Source organism: Brevundimonas sp. Leaf363 (genome assembly GCF_001424025.1).
Lineage (GTDB): Bacteria > Pseudomonadota > Alphaproteobacteria > Caulobacterales > Caulobacteraceae > Brevundimonas.
Genome location: NZ_LMPZ01000003.1, coordinates 93,179 through 113,496 on the forward strand (window position 1 = coordinate 93,179; position 20,318 = coordinate 113,496).

Below are 20,318 nucleotides of genomic sequence, written 5' to 3' on the forward strand. Positions count from 1 at the left end.
CTAGATCTGCGCCTGATCGTATGAGCCAGCCCACCCTGCGACTGGTCCTGGGCGACCAGCTGTCAGCCTCACTGTCGGCCCTGGACGGGCTGGACGCCGCGCATGACGTGGTCCTGCTGGCGGAGGTGCGGGACGAGGCGACCTATGTCCGGCATCACAAGCAGAAGATCGCCCTGATCTTCGCGGCCATGCGGTCTTTCGCCGCCGAGCTGCAGGCGCGCGGCGTGACCGTTCGCTACGTGCGCATCGACGCGCCGGAGAACACGCACTCCATCGTCGGCGAACTGCACCGCGCCCTGGACGACGGCGCGTACGCTTCCGTGGTCATGACCGAGTGCGGCGAGTGGCGGCTGGCGCAGGCGTTGGCGGCGTTCGCCGGCGTGGCTGGCGTTCCGGTCGAGATCCGCGCCGATCGCCGCTTCATCTGCTCGCACGAGCGGTTCCAGCGCTGGGCCGCCGACAAGCGGGAGCTGCGGATGGAGTTCTTCTACCGCGAGATGCGGCGCGAGACCGGCCTGCTGATGGACGGGACGCACCCCGAAGGCGGGCGCTGGAACTATGACGCCGAGAACCGCCGCAAGCTGGCCAAGGGCGTCCACACGCCCGAGCGGCTCAGGACGCCGCCCTCCCCCATCGCGCAGGAGGCCATCGCCGACGTCGCCCGCCTGTTCCCTGAGCACTTCGGCGACCTCGACGCCTTCGGCTGGCCGACCACGGCGTCGGAGGCCGATGCGATCCTGGACGACTTCCTGACCCGCATCCTGCCGGCGTTCGGAGAGTGGCAGGATGCGATGGTCGAGGGCGAGCCATGGATGTGGCACGGCCTGATCTCGACCTCGATCAACCTGGGCCTTCTCGACCCGCTGGAAGCCTGCAGGCGGGCCGAGGCGGTCTACCGGGCCGGCGCCGCGCCGCTGAACGCCGTCGAGGGGTTCATCCGCCAGATCATCGGCTGGCGCGAATACATGCGCGGCGTCTACTGGCTGAAGGCGCCGGAATATCGGCATCGCAACGCCCTGGACGCCGACCGGACGCTCCCGTGGTTCTACTGGTCCGGCGAGACGGACATGGCCTGCGTCGCCGACGTGGTCGCGACCAGCCGCACCAACGCCTATGCCCACCACATCCAGCGCCTGATGGTCACGGGCAACCTGGCCATGATGCTGGGCGTCCATCCCGACGCCGTCGATGACTGGTACATGACCGTCTACGCCGACGCCTATGAGTGGGTGGAGATGCCCAACACGCGAGGCATGGCGACCTTCGCCGACGGCGGCATCGTGGGGTCTAAGCCCTATGCCGCGTCCGGCGCCTACATCAACCGGATGAGCAACTACTGCGCAGGGTGCCGGTACGACGTGAAGGGCAAGTCCGGCGACGGCGCCTGCCCCTTCAACCGCCTCTACTGGGGCTTCCTGGAGCGCCACCGGGCGCGCCTGCGCGGCAACATCCGCCTGGCCATGCCTTACAAGACGCTGGACGGGTTTGGAGACGCGAAGCGCGCAGAACTGCTGGCCGAGGCGGAGGCCGCCCGCCTGTACCTCGGCGCCGTCGTCATGCCGCCGACGGACGAAATCGCCTAGCCGTCGACCAGTGCGTGCAACTGCGGGTGCATGTCCGCCGGGAAGTGATGCAGCGCCGCCGCGATCAGGCCGCGCGCATCGTCTTCGCTGAGTTCGTCGCGGGACACGCGCGCCTTGAGGTCTTCATAGACGATGGCCAGCGCCAGCTCCCCCATGGCGGCGGGATCGGTTTTCGTGTCGGCGGCGTCGGTCATTGGGCGATCCTGGGCTCAGCGCATGCAGCGATTGGGAGAAGGCTCTACGCCTCGCTCTCCATAAAGCCCTCAGGCCTCATGAGTTCACCGAAACCACCAAGTAAAACAGCCGCTTGTGTCGAGAACCCGACAGTGCTTGGCGCACATCAGGCGTGCTTGCGCGCGGGCCTGACCGCTCAGTCTTCCTTGCGGAAGCCGCGTCCGCGCTCGGCCAGCAGCGACCAGCCGGCGATGGTCGGTTGGAACCGGCCCTTCACGCCCTTCGTCGCCAGGCCCAGCACGGCCAGCTGTGCGCTCTTGGCGGCGTCGTCCGTGCGCTCAGGGTCGGCGATGTCGAGAAGCGCCTCGATGCGATCTTGGTCTGTCATATCGCTGCGTAGACCAGCGCGGCGCACGCCATGCAAGACGGTTCGACGTTGAACGTGGCGAGATTGGAAGCCCGTCCGCCAGGGACCGCGTCAGACCGCCTCTTTTCGCAGGCGCAGATAGGTGGGATCGAACTCCGCCACCTCCACCAGCCGGTCCCAATCCAGAATCTCGACGCGCGGATGTGTCCACTTCAGCATGCCGGACGCGCGCATTTCGGCCACCAGGCGATTGACGTGCACGGCCGACAGCCCCAGCGCGTCGCCCAACACCGGCTGCGACAGCGGCAACTCCAGCACGTGGTCCCGCGCCAGCCCCACCGTCTCCAGACGAAGGTACAGTTCGGCGATCAGATGCGCGAACCGCCCCAGGCCGTTTCGGCGACCCATGGCGGCCAGCCATTGCCGGTGAATCGCCGCGTCGATGATGGTGTCGAGCCAGAGCAGGCGCGTCAGGTGCGGATGATCCTCGGTGATGGCGCGCAGCTTGCCGTGCGGCGCGCCGGCGACCGTGACCTCGGTCAGGGCCAACACGCCATGGTCCATCTGCTTCATCAGCAGACTGTGCAGATCCATGAAGTCGCCCGGCACGCCGATCTCGGTGATCTGTCGCCCGCCGTCCGCCAGATAGACATAGCGCGCCGCCAGCCCGCTCAGCAGCAGCGTACTGTGGTCGGGACGCGAGTGATTCTTGACGATGTCCTCGCCGGCCGCCACGGCGCGCGGCGGATCCAGCAACTCGGCCAACACCGCCTGCTCGACATCGGTGACGACGTCACGACGCGACAGCTTTTCGACCAGCGGGTTCATCAAGGCGTTCAGGCTCCGGCGTCCAGCGCGCGCCAAGCTTAGCCCTTTCGGCCCACCGAACGCGAGACGCCATCGCCGATCGCATGCGCGGCGCTGCGGCTCCGTCTCCCGGGCATGGTCAGGCGGCGTGCGGCCCGCAGGCGCAGGCGGTCTGCTGCAAGGCCGCGATGTCCGAGGCGATGATGCGCCCGCGCAAGACCTTCACGCCCGCCGCGCGGAAACGCATCATGGCGGCGCTGACGCTGGTTCGCTGGATGCCCGCCAGAGCCGCCAGCTCCGCCTGGTTGATGGCCACGACGCCGGACGCATCGACCATCCGCGCAACCCAGCGCGCGATCCGCTGCGGCGCCTGGTGCTGGATGCTGCACGCCATTTCCCACTCGACGCTTTCGCGCCGGTATGCCGCCGCCGCGTCCACGACGGCCAACGCCGCCGCGAGCCCGAGGTTTTCGACCAAAGCGTCGAACGGGATGTCGCAGACCGCGCCGTCCGTCAGCCACCGGCCATGGATCGCGGGCCGTCGCGCCGCGCCTGCATCCATCGGGTCCCCGGCAGAGAACAGGCCCGTACACAGGCCAGACGACGGATGCGTCAGACAGGCCACGCCTTCGACCACCACCGTAACGCCCGGCTGGGTCGATCGGTCCGCTTCGATACGCTGGCCGCGCTTGGCGGAACGCCTGACGCCCTGCTCGACGAGGGCGGCGAGGCTCAGCCCATTGGACCAGGCCAGTTCGGATTCGGTCTGCGCCGCCCCAGGCGCCGGCTGGTGCTCTGGCGTCAAAGCGAGGCGGCCGCGTCCGTCGACGACACCCCCTGGCGGCCGATCGCCACGACCGGCGGCGACGCCACCGCGCCCTCACGACCCAGCGTGAACGCCTCCATGCCCATACGCCTGACCGTGACGGCGACGAAAGCCGGACCCATGAGCAGTCTCAGCTCCGCCAGGCTGCGCGCCTGGACATCATCGGCTGCGGCTGCCGGCTCCAGATCCGGCGTCGGGACGCCGCGCCTCCAAATCTCGAAAATGTAGTCCGGCACCGCATCCCCAATCGCTACAGAGGACCGGGTTACGCGAGATGGGCGCGCGTCCGCATCAACACAGGTTAAGGCGGGGCGCGGCCCGCATCGAACCCAAAGCGCTCGACCGCGGCCCAGGGTCCACCCAGATACCGCCACAGCAACAGGCCCTCGGCGAAGATCGGGAACGGCTCGAACTCTTGCTGCAACTGCTCCAGCAGGGCCTTGGCCTCGCTCGGCTCCACCTTGTTCTGGACGGTGATGTGCGGCCGGAACGGCGCCTGATCCTGCCGCGTCAGCCACGGCGCGAAAGCGTCCGACAGCTCGCGCCGAAGCTGCTCCAGCTCGGGGGACGCCAGCCTGTAAGCGACCCCCCGCCCCAGCGACCATGGGCTACGCACGTCCAGCCTCAGCGGAGCGCGGCGTCCGCTCGCCGCTCTCAATGTCTCCACGACGGTTTGCTCGTGCTCGCCCGGCAGAGCGTGAAACAGCGTAAGGTGCGCCGGCACCTTGTTTCGAGCGGGCGGGAAGTGCGTCTGGCGCAGATCCTCGAACCACGCGAACGCCCCCTCATCGAGGGCGGCCGTGACGATCAGCGGCGGCGGGGTTTCCATGGCGTCCAGTACAGCATGCGATCGTGACTGCAGGCGTAACGCTCGTCGCCCGCATCCGCGCCCTCCCCCGCGATTGCCACGGTTCGAAAGGCTTGCGACACAAGTGCGATGGACCCCGCCAAGCGAACGACCGTCAAACAGTTGGCTGCCGGCGCGGCGGCCGGCGCGGTGACCCCCGCCCGGGCCGGCGCGGGAACCCCGCCCGTGGACGCGTTGGCGGCGCGCCTTGCGCCATACGACCCCGTCTGGTCGCGGCCCAGTGCGAACTCGGGCGAGTCGATGCCGTGCGGGGCCGGCGACATCGGCCTGAACGTCTGGGTCGAGGGCCGCGATCTCCTGTTCTATGTCGCGCGAAGCGGCGCCTTTGACGAGACCAACAGCTATCTCAAGCTCGGCCGTGTGCGGATCACGATGGACCCGTCGCCGTTCACGGACATGCGCGACTTCCGCCAGACGCTGCGGCTGATCGACGGCGAGGTCGTGGTGTCGTGCAGCGGCGTCACGACGACGATCTGGGCCGATATCGACACCCCCGTCGTGCATGTGGCGGTGGAGAGCGCATCGCCGGTGTCGGTGACGGCCGCCCTCGAGAACTGGCGCACGCAGGACCGCGACTACACCCCCGCCGAGATGTCGATGCACCGCGCCTATGACGGTGCGCCGGTGACGCCGCGCCAGTTGGCGGACGAGGTCGGTTTCATCGAGGGCGGCGTGCTGGTCATGCACAGGAACAGCGACGACACCGTGTTCGACCTACTGGTCGAGCAGCAGGGCATGCAGGCGGTGAAGTCCGACCTGTGGAATCCGCTAAATGGACTGACCTTCGGCGCCCTGCTGACCGGCGAAGGCATGGCCCCGGCCGGGACGGTCCAGGGTCGCTATGCTAGCACCGACTTCACCGGCTGGCGGCTGGCCAGCGTGCGCCCGCGTCGCAGCCATGCCCTGCGGCTGGTCTGCCCGATCGAACAGACGCCGACGAAGGCCGCCTGGATGATCGGCTTGCGCCGCCTGTCCTCGGGCGCCGCAAGCCCGGCCGTGTCGCGCCGCCGCAGCCGCCGCTGGTGGCGGGACTTCTGGTCGCGCAGCCACATCCTGATCCAGCCCGGCGCGGCCCGGCCCGACAGCCAGCCCTGGCGCATCGGCCGCAACTACCAACTGTTCCGGCACCAACTGGGGACCAATGCCAAGGCGACCTGGCCGACCAAATTCAACGGCGGCAACTTCACATACGACCCCGAATATGTGGACCCGGACAAGCGGCTGTCGCCCGACTACCGCATGTGGGGCGGCGGCGAGTTCACGGCCCAGAACCAGCGGCTGGTCCATTGGCCGATGCTGAAGAGCGGCGACGTCGACATGATGACGCCGCAGCTGGACTTCTATCGCCGCATTCAGCGCACGGGCGAGCTGCGGACCCAGACCTACTGGGGGCACGAGGGCGCCTGTTTCGTCGAGCAGATCGAGAACTTCGGCCTGTGCTGCGGTCAGGAATGGGGCTGGAACCGTAGCTGGGACAAGCCGGCGGCGCGCCTGCCCGGCGTCGAGGACAGCGCCTTCGTCAGCTATCACTGGGACACGGTCTTCGAGTTCTGCCTGATGATGCTGGAGGTCGGCCGGTTCACCAGACGGTACCGACCCGGCGACCTGAACTTCATCGACAGCTGCCTGACCTTCTTCGACCAGCACTATCGCCGCGAGCACAAGATCATCTCGGGCGAAGAACTCGGCCCGGACGGAAAGCTGGTTCTGTATCCCGGCACGGCCTGCGAGACCTACAAGAGCGCGCTGAACTCCACCGTGACCATCGCCGGCATGGACGCACTGCTGCGCGAACTGCTGACCTTGCCGGGATCTCTGCTGAGCCCAGCGCTGCGCACCCGCTACACCGCCCTGCGCGCAACCCTGCCCGCCTTCCCGATGCGCACCATGCAGGGCAAGCGCGTGATCGCCCCCGCGCAACTGTGGGACCGCATCCAGAACGTGGAGATCCCTCAGCTCTACCCCGTCTTCCCCTACGACCAGTACGGCGTGGGCCGGCCGGACCTGCAACTGGCCATCGACACCTGGCGGGTGGGCGTCGACACGCCGGAGCAGAAGGACATCAAGAGCTGGCACCAGGACGCCATCTTCTGCGCGCGCATGGGCCTCACCGAGGAAGCGACCGCGCTGACGATCGCCAAGATGGACGATTCCAGCCGCCGATATCCGACCTTCTGGGGGCCCGGCCACGACTGGACGCCTGACCAAAACTGGGGCGGCTCGGGCATGATCGGCCTGCAGGAGATGCTGATGCAGACGCCCGGGGCCGCCATCCACATCTTCCCCGCGTGGCCACGCGACTGGGACGTCGATTTCAAGCTTCACGCGCCGGGTCAGACGGTCATCGCGGCGTCGCTGCGCGGCGGCAAACTGACGGCCCTTTCAGTCGAACCGGCCGAAGCCCGCGCACGGGTGGTTCTGCCGCAGTGGCTGACGCCGTGACCCCGCAGACGGGTCGGCCCGGCCATATGCGGATCGAGCCGCCCTTGGCTGCGTCCAAGTCCATCCGCAGACGTAGCTGACGCCATGATCCTTTTCCTGATCGCCTACCTCGCCGGCGCGCTGACCATCCTCAGCCCGTGCATCCTGCCGGTGCTGCCGTTCGTGTTCGCGCGAGCGGAGCAGCCCTTCGTGCGCAGCGGCCTGCCGTTGCTGGCGGGCATGGCGCTGACCTTTGCCGGCGTGGCGACGCTGGCGGCGGTCGGCGGGGGGTGGGCGGTGCAGGCGAACCAGGCGGGGCGGTGGATCGCGCTTCTGGTCATGGCGGTGCTGGGGCTGACGCTCATCTTCCCGGCGCTGGCCGACCGGCTGACCCGGCCTCTGGTGGCGCTGGGCTCGCGCCTGACCGAACGGGCCAGTCGCGAGCAGGCCGAGGGCAGGTCCTCGATCTGGCCGTCCTTCCTGCTCGGCGTCGCGACGGGCCTGTTGTGGGCGCCGTGCGCCGGGCCGATCCTGGGGCTGATCCTGACGGGCGCCGCGCTTCAGGGCGCCAGCGTGGGCACGACGGTCCTGCTGGCCGCCTATGCCGCCGGCGCGGCCACCTCGCTGGCCCTCGCGCTGCTGGTCGGCGGCAGGGTGTTCCAGACGATGAAGCGGTCGCTGGGCGTCGGCGAATGGGTGCGAAAGGGGCTGGGCGTCCTGGTCCTGATCGGCGTCGTCGCCATCGCCCTGGGCCTCGACACCGGCCTGCTGACGCGGCTCTCGGCGGGCGGGGTCAACCGGTTCGAGCAAGGCCTGCTGAGCCAGGCCGGCGTCGGCCAGCCCAGGGCCCAGCCGCGCGCGCCGGTGGAGGCCCTGCCGATCGAGATGGCCATGCCGCCCCTGACCGGCGCGACCGGCTGGCTGAACAGCCCGCCGATCACGACCGAGAGCCTGAAGGGCAAGGTCGTGCTGTTCGACTTCTGGACCTACTCCTGCATCAACTGCGTGCGCACCCTGCCCTACGTCCGAGCCTGGGCCGACAAGTACCGCGACCAGGGTCTGGTGGTGATTGGCGTCCACACGCCCGAGTTCGCCTTCGAGAAGTCGCAGGCCAATGTGCGCGACGCCATCCGCCGCTTCGGCGTCACCTATCCCGTCGCCCTGGACAACGAATTCGGCGTCTGGCGCGCCTTCCAGAACCAGTACTGGCCGGCCCACTACTTCATCGATGCGGCCGGCAACGTCCGCTACCACCACTTCGGCGAGGGCGACTACGACCACTCCGAGCGAGTAATTCAGCAGCTGCTGCGCGAGGCGGGCCATACCGACGTGCCGACCGATCTCGTCGACATCATGGGTCAGGGCGCCGAGGCGCCGCCGGGGGCCACCGCGGCCGGCGTGCGCTCTCCCGAGACCTATCTCGGCTATGCGCGGGCCGCGAACATGGTCTCGCCGCGCCCCGTCCTGCGCGATGCGGTCCAGACCTATGAGGGCGGCCGTCTGACGCTGAACCAGTGGAGCCTGTCGGGCGACTGGACCGTGCGCGGCGAGCACGCCGATCTGGCCCGCGCGGGCGGCACGGTGACCTACCGATTCCGGGGCCGCGACCTGCATCTGGTCATGGGTCTGGCGGATCCGGCCAAGCCTGTGCGCTTCCGCATCCGCATCGACGGTCGCGCGCCGGGCCCGGACGCGGGCGTGGACGTCAACGCCGCCGGCGAGGGGGTGGTCGACAGCCAGCGCCTCTACCAGCTGGTCCGCCAGGCCCGGTCGATGGGTGAGCGCACCTTCGAGATCGAGTTCCTGGACCCCGGCGTCCAGGCCTTCGCCTTCACCTTCGGCTAGGGCCGTCCGCGCGGCGCCCGATTACAGCTGGATGGTTCGCTGCTCGCGTGCGGCGCGGTAGATCGCCTCGATCAGCTTCATGTCGCGCAGGCCCTCCTCGCCCGAAACCAGCGGCTCGGCGCCGGAGCGAACGCAGTCCGACAGATGGTCCAGCATCCCCGCGAACTGGTTCAGCGGCTGCGGCGGGATCGCGTGCGGCTCCAGCGGCGCCCACGGATTGCCGACCCGCATCGTCTGACCGGCGTAGGCGGTGGCCGGCTCCAGATCGAGGCCGTTCTCCGACCCCACCGCCCGATAGCGGTTGTAGTTGGCGGTGTAGGCCGAGACGCAGTCGGCGATGACGCCCGACGGGAATTTGAGCTGGAAGTTGATCCGGTCCTCGACCTCGGCGAAGCGCGGATCGCTCTTGTCGGTCGATTCCATCGCCGAGACCGCGATCGGCTCCTCCCCCGTCAGATACCGCGCGGCCTGCAGGCTGTAGATGCCCATGTCCGCCAGCGAGCCGCCGCCCGCCATGGCCTTGTTCAGCCGCCACTGGTTCGGCCCGGCGTTGAAGCCATGCTCGGCCGTGACGACGCTCAGCTTGCCCAGCGCGCCGTCGCGGATCATCCGGACGGCCTCGATGTTGCCGGCCTCGAAGCGGCTGCGATAGCCGATCATCAGCTTGCGGTCGGCGGCGCGGCAGGCGGCGATCATCGCCTCGGCGTCGGCCACGTTCGTCGCCATCGGCTTCTCGCACATGACGTGCTTGCCCGCCTGCGCCGCGCGGATCGTGTATTCCGCATGCATGTTGTTGGGCAGGATGACGTAGACGATGTCCACGTCCGGATTGTCCCGGATCGTGTCGAAGGTCTCGTAGCTGTAGCGGCTGCGCTCCGGCACGCCGTACATCGCCCCGAACCGTTCCAGCTTCTCCGGCGTACCGCTGACCAGCGCCGTCAGCCGCGACGACCGGCACGACGCGAAATGCGACATGATCCGCTCGCCATAACCGCCCAGGCCGACGACGGCATAACCCAGCGGCCGCTCGTCCGCCCGGCGAAGGCCGCCCGTCATCAGGGCGGTCGCCGTCGCCCCGGCGCCGACCATCACCGACCTGCGCGTCCCGCGAACCGTCATCCCGTCACCCCCTGTTTGCGTGGCGGACTGTGGCATGTCGGCGTCGCTCCGTCTGCCCTTTGCGGGCGCGACGAATGGGCTGTTCGCGGACGTGGACAGCTCGAGGCCGGCGGCTCATAGACGCCCGGTGAACCCCGCCCCTTCATCGCGTCGATACGACCTGGACTGGATCCGGGTCGGCGCCTTCGGGCTGCTGATCCTCTACCACGTCGGCCTGGCCTACGCGCCCTACGACTGGCACCTGCACAGCGCCCACACCTTCGAGTGGATGCGCGAGGCGGTGCTGATCACCAACCCGTGGCGACTGACGCTGCTGTTCTTCGTCTCGGGCGCGGCGCTGCGGTTCATGAGCGCGCGGCGGACGCCCAGGGAGGTGCTGGTATCGCGGCTGGAACGTCTGGGTCCGCCCCTGCTGTTCGGCATCGTCGTGCTGGTCACCATCCAGTCGTGGATCGAGGCGGTCGAGAAGTCGGGCTGGTCGGAGGGCTACTGGCGCTGGCTGTGGCACGAGTTCAGCCCCGGCGGTCTGATCAATGGCGTGCCGGTGAACCACCTGTGGTTCGTCCTTTACATCGCGGTCTACAGCCTGGTCGCGGTGGCCCTGATGCGACGCCCGGACTGGATCGAGAAGGCGGAGGGCTTCATCGACCGCCGCCTGACCGGCCCGTGGGTGCTGATCCTGCCCATGGCCTATTTGGCCGTCATCCGCATCCTGCTGTTCCCCGCGTTCGGGGTGACCAACTTCCTGGCCTGGGACTGGTACAACCACGCCCTGTCGCTGGGCGCCTTCCTGTTCGGCTATCTGGCCGCGCGGCGCAGCCTGCTGTGGAGCGAGCTGGAGAGATACCGATGGCACGCCCTGGCCGTCGCCGCCGCCTGCCTGCCCGTCATGATGCTGCAGGTCGCCCATCCCGGCGGCGGCGCCTTCCTGGGCGTGCCGCGCAACCTGGTCTTCGCCATCGACCAATGGGCGGTCATCGCGGCCATCCTGGGCTTCGCCAACCGGCACCTGCGAGACAAGGGCGGCGCGGTGATCACCTATCTGACCGGCGCGGTCTTCACCTGCTACCTGGCGCACCAGACCATCTTGGTGGTCGCCCTGTGGTTCGTGCGGCCGTGGGCCCTTCCCGCCGGCGTCGAGGCCCTAACCCTGGTCATCGTCACCCTGGGCGGCAGCCTCGCCATCTACGAAGTCGTTCGGCGCCTGCCCCTGGTCGGTCCGATCTGGGGCCTGAAGGCCCGGGCCCTGTCCCAGCCTGTGGCCGTGCAGCTGAAACAATGGCTGGGTCAGCCGGGCCAGCCGTTCCGCCGCCGCCGGCTGCTGCTGGCCGTGGGCGTGGCGGCGCCGCTGCTGGCGCTGGCGTCGGTCTGCGCCGCCATCCTGACCTATCCGGACTTCGACAACGCCCGCCAGTATCTCAGCGAACTGGGCGGCGCCTCGGCCAGCGCGCCGCTCATCTTCAACGGCGGCGTCTTCGTGTGCGGCGTCCTTGCGGCCGTGGCCGGCGTCGGCATCGGCCTGGCCATGATGGGCCTGTGCGGCGCCCGCATCGCCGGCGCCCTGACGGCCGTGGTCTTCGTGCTGGCCGGCTTTGGACTGGCGGCCTCGACCCTGTTTCCCTGGCCTGACCCGCGTCACATGGTCATCAACCTGGCGCTGGGCATCCAGCTGGCGCCCTTGCTGCTGCTTTGGGGTCTACACGGGCGCAAGGATCTGCGCCGGCTGAAGATTTTTCTGGTCGCCGTCTTTGTCCTGATGGCCATCTTGACCGTCATCACCAAGCACCTGGTTTTCCCCGGCACGGTCAACGATGCGAATGTCGGCTGGTGGGAGCGCGCCTATGCTATCGTGCTGGTCGGCTGGGTCGGCGTGGCCTCCCTGCTGCTGGAACGACGACTGCGACATCACGCGAGGGGCCTCGACAGCCCCGCGATGTAAAAAAGTTCCCCGCTTCACAACTCCGTGATTGATTATCACGCAAATGCGTTCATGCTGCATCGCGGCACGTTGGGACGAATTCGTCTCTCCGGCCGTGGGATACGACCTGCATGAACAGCTTGGCTTTTCGTGGCGATGACCTGATCGAAGGCGCGATCGAGCTCGGCTCCGATCGCCTTTCGTGGCTGCCGGAAGAGGCCCCTCTGGCCATGCCGCGCCAGTCGCTGGACGAAGCGCCGGCCGCCGCGGCCCGCCCCTCGACCTCGCCGCACAGCGTCTTCTGGCGCCGCATGGCGATCTTCTCGGGCACCTTCCTGCTGGCCGGCCTGACCGCGATCGCGCCCTTCGTCCTCTACGCGCGCAAGGGCTTCGACCCGCTTGAGATGCTGGCGTTCGGGCTGTTCATGGTCCTGATCACCGCCATCGCCTGCTGGTTCTGCAACGCCGTCGCCGGTCTGGTCGTCATGCTGACCAACCGCGAGCAGTCGGACCTGCAGTTCGCCCCGCACCCCAGCGCGCCGTCCACGCGCACGGCGCTGCTGATGCCGCTGTACAACGAGGATCCGCAATCGACCCTGGCGCGTCTGGCCGCCATCGACCAGTCGCTGGCGCGCCTGGGCGTGTCCGATGCCTTCGACCTGTTCGTCCTGTCGGACACCAACAAGATCGACTGCATCTGCCAGGAACAAATCGCCTTCTCCGGCTTCAAGCTGCGCGCCCACTCCGAGGCCTACTACCGCCGCCGCGAGAACAACGAAGAGCAGAAGTCCGGCAACCTGGCCGAATGGACCCGTCGGTTCGGCGGCGCCTATGACTTCATGATCGTGCTGGACGCCGACTCGACCATGGCCGGCGAGACCGTCCTGCGCCTGGTCGACGCCATGGAGCGCAACCCTGGCATCGGCCTGATCCAGACCGCCCCCACCATCATCAAGTCGCAGACCCTGTTCGCCCGCGTCTCGCAGTTCAGCGTCGCCCTGTACGGCCGCGTCGCCGCCGCGGGTCTGGCTTGGTGGACGGGCTCGGAAGGCAGCTACTGGGGTCACAACGCCATCGTGCGCGTGAAGGCCTTCGCCGACTGCGCCGGCCTGCCGATCCTGCCGGGCAAGAAGCCGTTCGGCGGCCACGTCATGAGCCACGACGTCATCGAGGCCGCCCTGCTGCGCCGCGCCGGCTGGGCCGTCCACGTCACCGCCGCCCTGGACGGATCGTGCGAAGAGACGCCGCCGACGCTGACCGACTTCATCCGCCGCGAGCACCGCTGGTGCCAGGGCAACCTGCAACACATCGGCCTGCTGCGCGCCAAGGGCCTCAGCAGCATGAGCCGCCTGCAGCTGCTGATGGGCTGCATGGCCTATCTGGCCTCGCCGCTGTGGTTCGCCTCGCTGGCCGTCGGCATGGTGATCCAGCTGCGCTATCCCGTGGATTGGGGATCGTTCTTCTACTTCCTGCACCCGCAACTCTCGGCCTTCGTGCTGGCGTCGCTGCTGTCAGGCGTGCTGCTGATCGGTCCCAAGATTCTGGGCGCCGTGCTGGTGCTGTCGCGTCCGCGCGAACGCCGGGCCTTCGGTGGGACCGGCGGCGTGATCCGCGGCATGGCCGCCGAGATCGGCCTCTCGGCCGTCCTGGCGCCGATCCTGATGGTCGCCAACACGCGGGCGGTGGCCCAGATCCTGATGGGTCGCGACGCCGGCTGGCATGCTCAACAGCGTGACACCGACGGCCTGGCCTGGTCGGACGCCTTCCGCGCCATGAAGTGGCAGATGGTGACCGGCGTCGTCTTCGCCGTCGCCCTGTGCTTCCGCCCGGACCTGATCAGCTACTTCGTGCCGATCGTCGGTCCGCTGCTGCTGGCCGCGCCGCTGGCGGTGTGGACGTCGCGTCGGGCCTCGGGCGAGGCCTTCGCCCGCCGCGGCTATCTGGTTACCCCGGCGATGGACACCACCGCCAACCCGGCCTCCCTGCCCGCTTCGCGTCCCATCGAGATGACCCGTCCGATGGTCATGGCCATGCGCTCGGCCTGATCCCGGGCCTTCAGCGACAAGAATGGCGGCGGCGGTGCGAAAGCGCCGCCGCCGTTTTCCTTTGCAGGTCCTCCCGGTCGCTCTCCGTCCCGGCGACGGCATGCGCCCCACGAACGGCTGCGCACGCCTGGTTTGCCTGACGTCGCGCATGCACCGTGCGCTCGATGGTGCAATCCTCACATCACGCATGAAGGCCAGACGGACACGCATTGTTCCGACTGAGTTCTGCGTTCTGGAGGCCGGCGCATGAAGGCCAGCTTCAGATCGGGCGAAAGCTGCCCGCCAAGTGCGCGCAGACGAAAGCCAGACAGCGCTTGGTCCTGTGCAGGATCAAGGACTTGAGCTCGATTTGCGACCATCTCGCTGGCTGGCCCGTGGGCAGCAGTACACTCCTGGCTCCGGCTATTTGACATCGCGATCGCTCGCAGGCCACGGGTCGGGATTGGACTCTTGCACCCGCTTTTTTCCGAGTGGTGCAAAGAAAAGCCGGGCGCTGCGTTGGCAGCGCCCGGCGGCAGACATCGGGGGAGAAGACGACGTCTAGTTACGCAGTCGCAGACGGAAGCCGATGCGACGGTCGTTCAGAACATAGTCGCGCGGGCGACCCGGGAAGGCCTGGTAGGTGTGGCGTTCCTCGTCCAGCAGGTTCGAGGCGTCGACGCTTAGCGAGACATGCTCGTTGAAGTCATAGCTGACCGACGCGTCCAGCTGACCGAAGTCGGCGTTGTAGATCGGCAGGTTGCCCGTGCCGTTGCCGGCCGTGGTCACGACGAAGTCGTCGCGCCAGTTGTAGGCTACCCGAACGTTCAGCGGCCCGTCCTCGTAGAAACCCACCAGATTGTAGGAATTCTTGGACAGGAACTCGAGCGGCACGATCAGGGCCCGGCCGGCGCTGTCCACGGCGGTAGGGCTGGGCGCCTCGGAGTCCACGTAGGTGTAGTTGGCTTGGACGCCGAAGTTGCTGAGGATGCCCGGCAGGAAGTCGAAGAAGGTGTTTCCACCGATCTCGAAGCCCTTGATCGTGCCTTCCTCGCCGTTGACCGGCCCGGAAATCTCGAACGTCTGCAGGCCCTTGCCCGGCACTTCGTACTGGGCGTTGTAGACGCCGCGCTGAATGAAGTCGTGGACCTTCTTGTAGAAGGCGGTGGCGTACAGCGACGTCGAGGACGACGGGTACCACTCCAGCGCCAGATCGGCCTGTTCGGTCGTCAGCGGGTTCAGCAGCGGGTTGCCGCCCGAGCCGGTGCGGTCATCCAGGACCGGCGGCGTGGTCGGGTTGTTGTCGGCGTCGATGTAGTTTTCCGACAGAGAGAAGTTGGCCGCCAGGTCGCCGAACGACGGCCGCGACAGGCCCCGCGACACCGCTGCGCGCAGGTACAGATTGTCCTGCAGGAAGAAGCGCAGGTTCAAGCTGGGCAGCCACTCGGTGTATTCCTGCTCGCCGGTATAGGGCGTCAGTTCGGTGATCGGCGTATTGGTCGCGCCGGCTGTCCGGTACGTCAGCGCCTGGGTCCCGTCGGCCGTCACTTTGGTCGACACGACACGCAGGCCGAGGTTGCCGTCGAAGCGGATCGGCGACGTCTCGGAGGCGAAGCGCATCAGACCGTAGGCCGTGAAGGTCTCTTCGTTCTGGACGTTGATCTGGTCGCGGGCCGTCGGGGCCGTGGGAGCGCCGGACAGCGGGTTCAGCTCGCCTCCCAGCACCTGCAGCGCGCGGGTGTGGTCCTTCAGCAGCTCGGGCGAGACGATGAAATAGGCGCCGTTCCAGATGCTGGCGCCGTCGCCGCGGAACAGGTTGCCGATGTTGGGATCGGGCGAATAATAGTCCGGGAACTCGTCGAAGTTCGCCGTGGCTCCGGGCGAACCATCCCAGGGCGGGCCGCTGATGGCCGACCAGTCGAAACCGGATTCGCGCGTCGTGACGTCCTTGTTGGTGTAGCGGACACCGGCCGAGAACGACTGGGCGAAGCTGTCGTCGTCGAACGCCCACTCCATGTCGCCGCGCCAGGCCAGCTCCGAGCCGTCGTTGTCGGCGGTGCGGACCATCAGGGCCTGATAGTTGTAGCCGGCCGGATCAGCCAGCGCGCTGTCGGGCTGGATGGTGAACAGCGGCAGTTCGCCGGTCAGATCCACGTCAAGGCGGGGATTGCCGTTCAGGCCGCCGAAGCCGGTGACGTCGTCATAGAAGGTCGAGCTGTCGACGTACTGGAGGTCGGTGCTGAACGACACATGGTCGTTGGCATTCCACTTGGCGCCGACCGAGACGTCCAGTGTGTCGGAGTCGCGCACCGCATCGCGCGTGAACGACTGATAGAACTGACCGCCCGAGAACGAGCCGTAGGTCATGTTGCCGTCGTCGTCGAACTGGAAGGCGACGCCCGGCGTGGGGGTCAGGCCGCCGCCCGAGCCCGACGGACCGTAACCGAACTGGCCGGTCTGCGGATCATAGAAGTGGTACTGGCTGTACAGGGCCTGGGCGTACAGCTCGACGTCCGCATTCGGGCGCCATTGGAACGCCGCCGCCGCGCCGGTGCGGTCACGGTCGCCGTTCCAGCTGGACACGCCGCCGCCGGCCGCCACCTGCACCGGGGTGCCGATGTAGCCGGGGATGTCCGTCCGCTCGAAGAAGGGCTCGACCGTGATCGCGTCTTCACGGAAGTAGGCCTGCGAGTAGGACAGGTTCAGCAGTGCGCCCATCTCGCCGGCGCCGGTGTCCCAACGGTCGCTGATCAAGCCGGAGACGTTGCCGCCCCACTTTTCGCGCAGGTCGTACCAGGTGCCGCCGACGGTGCCGCTGATCACGCGGCCCGGGGCGTCGAAGGGCATGCGGGTGCGAAGGTTGACCACGCCGCCGATGCCGCCTTCGATCATCGCGGCCGAAGGGTTCTTGTAGACGTCGACGCCGGCCAGCAGCTCGGACGGCACGTCCTCGAAGCTCAGCGCGCGGCCGTCGGTGGTCGAGAAGATGTCGCGGCCGTTCAGCTCGGTGCGGACCTGCGTCAGGCCGCGAATGGCGATGGAGGAGCCTTCGCCGCGGTTGCGCGTGATCTGGATGCCCGAAATGCGCTGCAGCGCCTCGGCGACGTTGACGTCTGGCAGCTTGCCGATATCGACCGCGACGATCGAGTCCACGAACTGCTCGGAGTTCTGCTTGATCGACTGGGCCGACGCCAGGCTGGCGCGAATGCCGGTGACGATGACGTCATCGACGTCTTCGGACTGATCGTCAGTCGTCTGCGCGGACGCGAGCGACGGCGCCGCCATCGCTGCAATCGAAATGAGCGATGCGCCGCACAGCAGCGCGAGCCTGGACCTGATGTGGTTGCGAGACATGCGTCTCATCCCTCCCGTTACGTCGTGCGGCCGCCTTTTGACGGTCCAGACAGCGACTGAGCTCCCGAATGCATCCGAGACACGCTCGATCTGCATTTCAAGGATGCAACAGCTTTCACATAAAGAAAAGAGCTTCGCCGCAGAATCTGTTCGGGGGTGAACCTGTTGCCAAATATGAACGCGTGATACCCTTTCCTTAGGCCCGCATCAGGCGGCCCATTCAGCGTTCTGGGGAGGGCCGCGATGCAGACCGAAGCGATCGAAGACATCCTGATCGTCGGAGGCGGCACGGCCGGCTGGATGACCGCCGCCGCACTGGCCAAGGGACTGAAGGGGTCGGCCCGGATCACGCTGGTCGAGTCAGAGGACATCGGCACGGTCGGCGTCGGCGAGGCGACCATCCCCGCCATCCTGCTGTTCAATTGCATGCTGGGCCTCGACGAAGACGCCTTCGTCCGTGAGACACAGGCCACCTTCAAGCTGGGCATCGAGTTTCGCGACTGGGGTGCGCTGGGGGACCGATACTTCCACCCGTTCGGCCGCTACGGCTCGGATCTGGAAAAGATGTCGTTCCATCAGCACTGGCTGCGCCAGCGCGCGCTGGGCGAAACGCACCCGCTGGCCGACTATTCGCTGTCGACCCAGGCGGCGGCGGCCGGCAAGTTCGTCCGGCCGGTGGACGATCCCAAGAACGTCCTGTCGCGCATCGCCTATGCCTTCCATTTCGACGCCGGCCTCTACGCCGCCTTCCTGCGCCGTTTCGCCGAGGGACTGGGCGTGACACGCGTCGAGGGCCGTATCGCCGATGTGCGGGTAGCGGATGACGGCGCCGTCACGGGTGTCGCCCTGGCCGACGGCCGAACGCTGGACGCCGACTTCTTCATTGATTGCTCCGGCTTCCGGGGCTTGCTGATCGAACAGGCGCTGAAGGCCGGCTACGAGGACTGGTCGCACTGGCTGCCGTGCGACCGCGCGGTTGCTGTGCCTTGCGAGAGTTCAGGGCCGCCCACGCCCTTCACGCGCTCCACCGCGCGCGAGGCGGGGTGGCAGTGGCGCATCCCGCTGCAGCACCGCATCGGCAACGGCTACGTGCATTGCAGCCGTTTCATCAGCGAGGAAGACGCGACGGCGACGCTGATGTCCAATCTGGACGGCCGCCCGCTGGCCGACCCGCGCACGTTGCGGTTCACCACCGGCCGGCGCAGGGCGTCGTGGGTTAAGAACGTGGTGGCCATCGGCCTGGCGTCCGGCTTCCTGGAGCCGCTGGAATCGACCAGCATCCACATGATCCAGTCGGCCATCGCCCGGCTGATGACCCTGTTCCCGGACCGCCGCTTCGATCCGGCGGTGACGGCGGAGTACAATCGTCAGACGCGGATCGAGGCCGAGCAAATCCGCGACTTCATCATCCTGCACTACCATGCGACCGCCCGTGTGGATTCGCCGCTGTGGGATCACGTCCGCACGATGGAGCCGCCGGAAAGCCTGCGCCAGAAGATCGATCTGTTCCGCAGTTCGGGCCGCTTTTTCCGCGATGGCGACGAGCTGTTCTCCGAAACCAGCTGGGCCGCCGTCCTGACGGGCCAGAACGTCATCCCTGAGCGCTTCGACCCGATGGCCGCGACGCACGACCCGCAGATGATGGCCGCCAAGATGGCCCGGATGAGAGACGTCATCGGCCGCGCCGTAGCCGACATGCCCAGCCATGCCGACTACATCGCGCGCCATTGCCGCGCACCGCACGTCGCCTTCGCGGCCTGAGCGCGAAGCTGCTAACGTTCCCTAGAACGGAAGCCGGGGAATCAATGTCGGATACGGACGAGGCGGACGAGCGGAAGTACCGGGCCCCAGCGCTCGAGAAGGGTCTCGACGTGCTGGAGCTGCTGGCCGCCAACGGCGTCGCCATGACGCCGTCGCAGATGTCGTCGGTTCTGGGCCGCTCTGTCAGCGAGCTGTTCCGCATGATCCAGGTGCTGGAGTACCGCGGCTACATCGAGCAGTCGCCGGCCGGCTACGCCCTGACCAATCGGCTGTTCACCTTGGGCCTGGCGCAGGCGCCGGTGAAGTCGCTTACCGAAGCCGCCCTGCCCTTCATGCGGGACCTGGCGGCCCAGACTCGCCAGTCATGCCACCTGGTCGTCCTGTCCGAGGATCAGATCGTCGTCATCGCGCGCATCGAGGGGCCGGGCGACTTGGGCTTCTCCGTGCGGCTGGGTTATCGGCGCGAAGCCATCGACGCCACCTCGGGCCTGTTGCTGTACGGAATGGGCTCGCCGTCGCTGCAGACCGAGTTCCGCGAGCGACTGGCCAAGCGGTTCGACGAGGCCCGCATCGAGGCCTTCATCCAAGCGGCGGCCAAGGCGGCTAAGGAAGGCCACGTCGAACGGGCCAGCGACTTCGTCCAAGGAGTGACCGACCTGGTCGCGCCGATCCTTGGCACGGACGGCGCGATCGCGACACTGATCTCCCCCTACATCCAGCAGACGCCGCCTACTTGCGACATGCCCACGGCGGCGGCTTTGCTGCGACGGACCGCGGCGGCGATCTCGGCCGAACTCGGACCCGTGACGCAGGCTCTCTAAGGCTGCTCGTCCAGGCTGAAGATCCGCGTCGCCGGGGTCCATTTCTCGCCGGGCCGCGCAAAGGGTGTCGGGGTCTGGAAGTCGTCCATCAGCGTTTCCCAGGCCTGCACATCCGGATCGGCGGCGTCGGCCGCCGCCTTGGCCGCGGCCGAGAAACGCGGCCCAGTCTCCATCACCATGACCAGACGGTCGCCTAGCCGATGGATCTCCAGGCTCCTGATATCCACGGCCCGGATCGAGCGCACCACCGCCGCCGGCACGGCCCCCGCCGCATGCCAGGCCTCATAGCGCGCGATTTTGTCGGCGTCATTGATCAGGTCGAGCATCATGACATGGCGCATGTCACACCTTCATTCTCATATTTGACGACCAAGTTCACATATGATTGTCTAACGCCAGACGAGACGCCGGAGAACGGCGCCGGAGGACA

At 67.8% G+C, this 20,318-nt stretch carries 16 protein-coding genes; 7 read left to right on the forward strand and 9 right to left on the reverse strand.

The window, feature by feature from the left end; all coding sequences use genetic code 11:
* The first annotated feature begins 20 nt into the window (after positions 1–20).
* Positions 21–1,583, forward strand: a complete 1,563-nt coding sequence (locus ASG17_RS11360; protein WP_056103677.1) for a cryptochrome/photolyase family protein — start codon at positions 21–23, stop codon at positions 1,581–1,583.
* On the opposite strand, the gene ASG17_RS11365 is transcribed toward ASG17_RS11360, so the two are convergent.
* The 6 genes from ASG17_RS11365 to ASG17_RS11390 form a co-directional block, all read right to left on the reverse strand.
* Positions 1,580–1,777 (reverse strand): hypothetical protein, encoded by a 198-nt coding sequence (locus ASG17_RS11365; RefSeq protein ID WP_056103680.1) that lies wholly within the window; start codon positions 1,775–1,777, stop codon positions 1,580–1,582. The two genes, ASG17_RS11360 and ASG17_RS11365, sit on opposite strands and share 4 nt — an antisense overlap.
* A 176-nt stretch (positions 1,778–1,953) precedes the next feature.
* Complete coding sequence (locus tag ASG17_RS11370) at positions 1,954–2,145, reverse strand: hypothetical protein (RefSeq protein ID WP_056103683.1); 192 nt, start codon at positions 2,143–2,145, stop codon at positions 1,954–1,956.
* 90 nt (positions 2,146–2,235) lie between these two features.
* Positions 2,236–2,952 carry a Crp/Fnr family transcriptional regulator gene (locus ASG17_RS11375; protein ID WP_082496246.1) on the reverse strand — a complete coding sequence of 239 codons (717 nt, stop codon included), beginning with the start codon at positions 2,950–2,952 and terminating at the stop codon, positions 2,236–2,238.
* Positions 2,953–3,070: 118 nt separating this feature from the next.
* Entirely contained in the window at positions 3,071–3,736 is a 666-nt protein-coding gene (locus ASG17_RS11380) for a Crp/Fnr family transcriptional regulator (RefSeq protein WP_056103686.1), read from the reverse strand.
* A complete protein-coding gene (locus ASG17_RS11385; protein WP_056103689.1) occupies positions 3,733–3,993 on the reverse strand; it encodes a hypothetical protein in 261 nt (86 codons plus the stop codon). The genes ASG17_RS11380 and ASG17_RS11385 overlap by 4 nt, the downstream gene beginning before the upstream one ends.
* A gap of 65 nt (positions 3,994–4,058) precedes the next feature.
* On the reverse strand, positions 4,059–4,586 hold the full coding sequence (locus ASG17_RS11390; RefSeq protein ID WP_056103692.1) for a 2'-5' RNA ligase family protein: 528 nt from the start codon (positions 4,584–4,586) through the stop codon (positions 4,059–4,061).
* Between the two features lie 108 nt (positions 4,587–4,694).
* On the opposite strand from ASG17_RS11390, the gene ASG17_RS11395 reads away from it, so the two are divergent.
* Positions 4,695–7,067, forward strand: coding sequence for a DUF5703 domain-containing protein (locus ASG17_RS11395; protein WP_056103695.1), 2,373 nt, complete (start codon positions 4,695–4,697; stop codon positions 7,065–7,067).
* An 84-nt stretch (positions 7,068–7,151) separates the two neighbouring features.
* Positions 7,152–8,891: a cytochrome c biogenesis protein DipZ gene (locus ASG17_RS11400; RefSeq protein ID WP_056103698.1), complete on the forward strand. Its 1,740-nt coding sequence runs from the start codon at positions 7,152–7,154 to the stop codon at positions 8,889–8,891.
* Between the two features lie 21 nt (positions 8,892–8,912).
* Here the strand turns inward: ASG17_RS11400 and ASG17_RS11405 are convergent, their stop codons facing one another.
* Positions 8,913–10,010 (reverse strand): Gfo/Idh/MocA family protein, encoded by a 1,098-nt coding sequence (locus tag ASG17_RS11405; RefSeq protein WP_082496247.1) that lies wholly within the window; start codon positions 10,008–10,010, stop codon positions 8,913–8,915.
* A 127-nt stretch (positions 10,011–10,137) separates the two neighbouring features.
* On the opposite strand from ASG17_RS11405, the gene ASG17_RS11410 reads away from it, so the two are divergent.
* Together ASG17_RS11410 and mdoH are read left to right on the forward strand one after the other, a co-directional pair.
* A complete protein-coding gene (locus ASG17_RS11410; RefSeq protein ID WP_056103703.1) occupies positions 10,138–11,949 on the forward strand; it encodes an acyltransferase family protein in 1,812 nt (603 codons plus the stop codon).
* Between the two features lie 110 nt (positions 11,950–12,059).
* Positions 12,060–13,973, forward strand: a complete 1,914-nt coding sequence (gene mdoH, locus ASG17_RS11415) for a glucans biosynthesis glucosyltransferase MdoH (protein WP_056103705.1) — start codon at positions 12,060–12,062, stop codon at positions 13,971–13,973.
* 540 nt (positions 13,974–14,513) lie between these two features.
* On the opposite strand, the gene ASG17_RS11420 is transcribed toward mdoH, so the two are convergent.
* Positions 14,514–17,306, reverse strand: a complete 2,793-nt coding sequence (locus ASG17_RS11420; RefSeq protein WP_162238793.1) for a TonB-dependent receptor — start codon at positions 17,304–17,306, stop codon at positions 14,514–14,516.
* A 243-nt stretch (positions 17,307–17,549) separates the two neighbouring features.
* Here ASG17_RS11420 and ASG17_RS11425 point away from each other — a divergent pair, with 243 nt between their 5' ends.
* Both ASG17_RS11425 and ASG17_RS11430 read left to right on the forward strand, forming a co-directional pair.
* Positions 17,550–19,067: a tryptophan halogenase family protein gene (locus ASG17_RS11425; RefSeq protein WP_056103711.1), complete on the forward strand. Its 1,518-nt coding sequence runs from the start codon at positions 17,550–17,552 to the stop codon at positions 19,065–19,067.
* Between the two features lie 44 nt (positions 19,068–19,111).
* Positions 19,112–19,888 (forward strand): IclR family transcriptional regulator, encoded by a 777-nt coding sequence (locus ASG17_RS11430; RefSeq protein ID WP_056103715.1) that lies wholly within the window; start codon positions 19,112–19,114, stop codon positions 19,886–19,888.
* Here the strand turns inward: ASG17_RS11430 and ASG17_RS11435 are convergent.
* Positions 19,885–20,229 (reverse strand): L-rhamnose mutarotase, encoded by a 345-nt coding sequence (locus ASG17_RS11435; protein WP_056103718.1) that lies wholly within the window; start codon positions 20,227–20,229, stop codon positions 19,885–19,887. The two genes, ASG17_RS11430 and ASG17_RS11435, sit on opposite strands and share 4 nt — an antisense overlap.
* Positions 20,230–20,318: the final 89 nt, after the last annotated feature.

What these genes read in the sequence shown, in the direction of transcription:
- mdoH (WP_056103705.1), top strand. Translation starts at nt 12,060, where the DNA reads ATGAACAGCTTGGCTTTTCGTGGCGATGACCTGATCGAAGGCGCGATC.
- ASG17_RS11430 (WP_056103715.1), top strand. Translation starts at nt 19,112, where the DNA reads ATGTCGGATACGGACGAGGCGGACGAGCGGAAGTACCGGGCCCCAGCG.
- ASG17_RS11425 (WP_056103711.1), top strand. Translation starts at nt 17,550, where the DNA reads ATGCAGACCGAAGCGATCGAAGACATCCTGATCGTCGGAGGCGGCACG.
- ASG17_RS11390 (WP_056103692.1), bottom strand. Translation starts at nt 4,586, where the DNA reads ATGGAAACCCCGCCGCCGCTGATCGTCACGGCCGCCCTCGATGAGGGG.
- ASG17_RS11405 (WP_082496247.1), bottom strand. Translation starts at nt 10,010, where the DNA reads ATGACGGTTCGCGGGACGCGCAGGTCGGTGATGGTCGGCGCCGGGGCG.
- ASG17_RS11420 (WP_162238793.1), bottom strand. Translation starts at nt 17,306, where the DNA reads ATGTCTCGCAACCACATCAGGTCCAGGCTCGCGCTGCTGTGCGGCGCA.
- ASG17_RS11435 (WP_056103718.1), bottom strand. Translation starts at nt 20,229, where the DNA reads ATGCGCCATGTCATGATGCTCGACCTGATCAATGACGCCGACAAAATC.
- ASG17_RS11365 (WP_056103680.1), bottom strand. Translation starts at nt 1,777, where the DNA reads ATGACCGACGCCGCCGACACGAAAACCGATCCCGCCGCCATGGGGGAG.
- ASG17_RS11360 (WP_056103677.1), top strand. Translation starts at nt 21, where the DNA reads ATGAGCCAGCCCACCCTGCGACTGGTCCTGGGCGACCAGCTGTCAGCC.
- ASG17_RS11400 (WP_056103698.1), top strand. Translation starts at nt 7,152, where the DNA reads ATGATCCTTTTCCTGATCGCCTACCTCGCCGGCGCGCTGACCATCCTC.
- ASG17_RS11375 (WP_082496246.1), bottom strand. Translation starts at nt 2,952, where the DNA reads ATGAACCCGCTGGTCGAAAAGCTGTCGCGTCGTGACGTCGTCACCGAT.
- ASG17_RS11395 (WP_056103695.1), top strand. Translation starts at nt 4,695, where the DNA reads ATGGACCCCGCCAAGCGAACGACCGTCAAACAGTTGGCTGCCGGCGCG.
- ASG17_RS11370 (WP_056103683.1), bottom strand. Translation starts at nt 2,145, where the DNA reads ATGACAGACCAAGATCGCATCGAGGCGCTTCTCGACATCGCCGACCCT.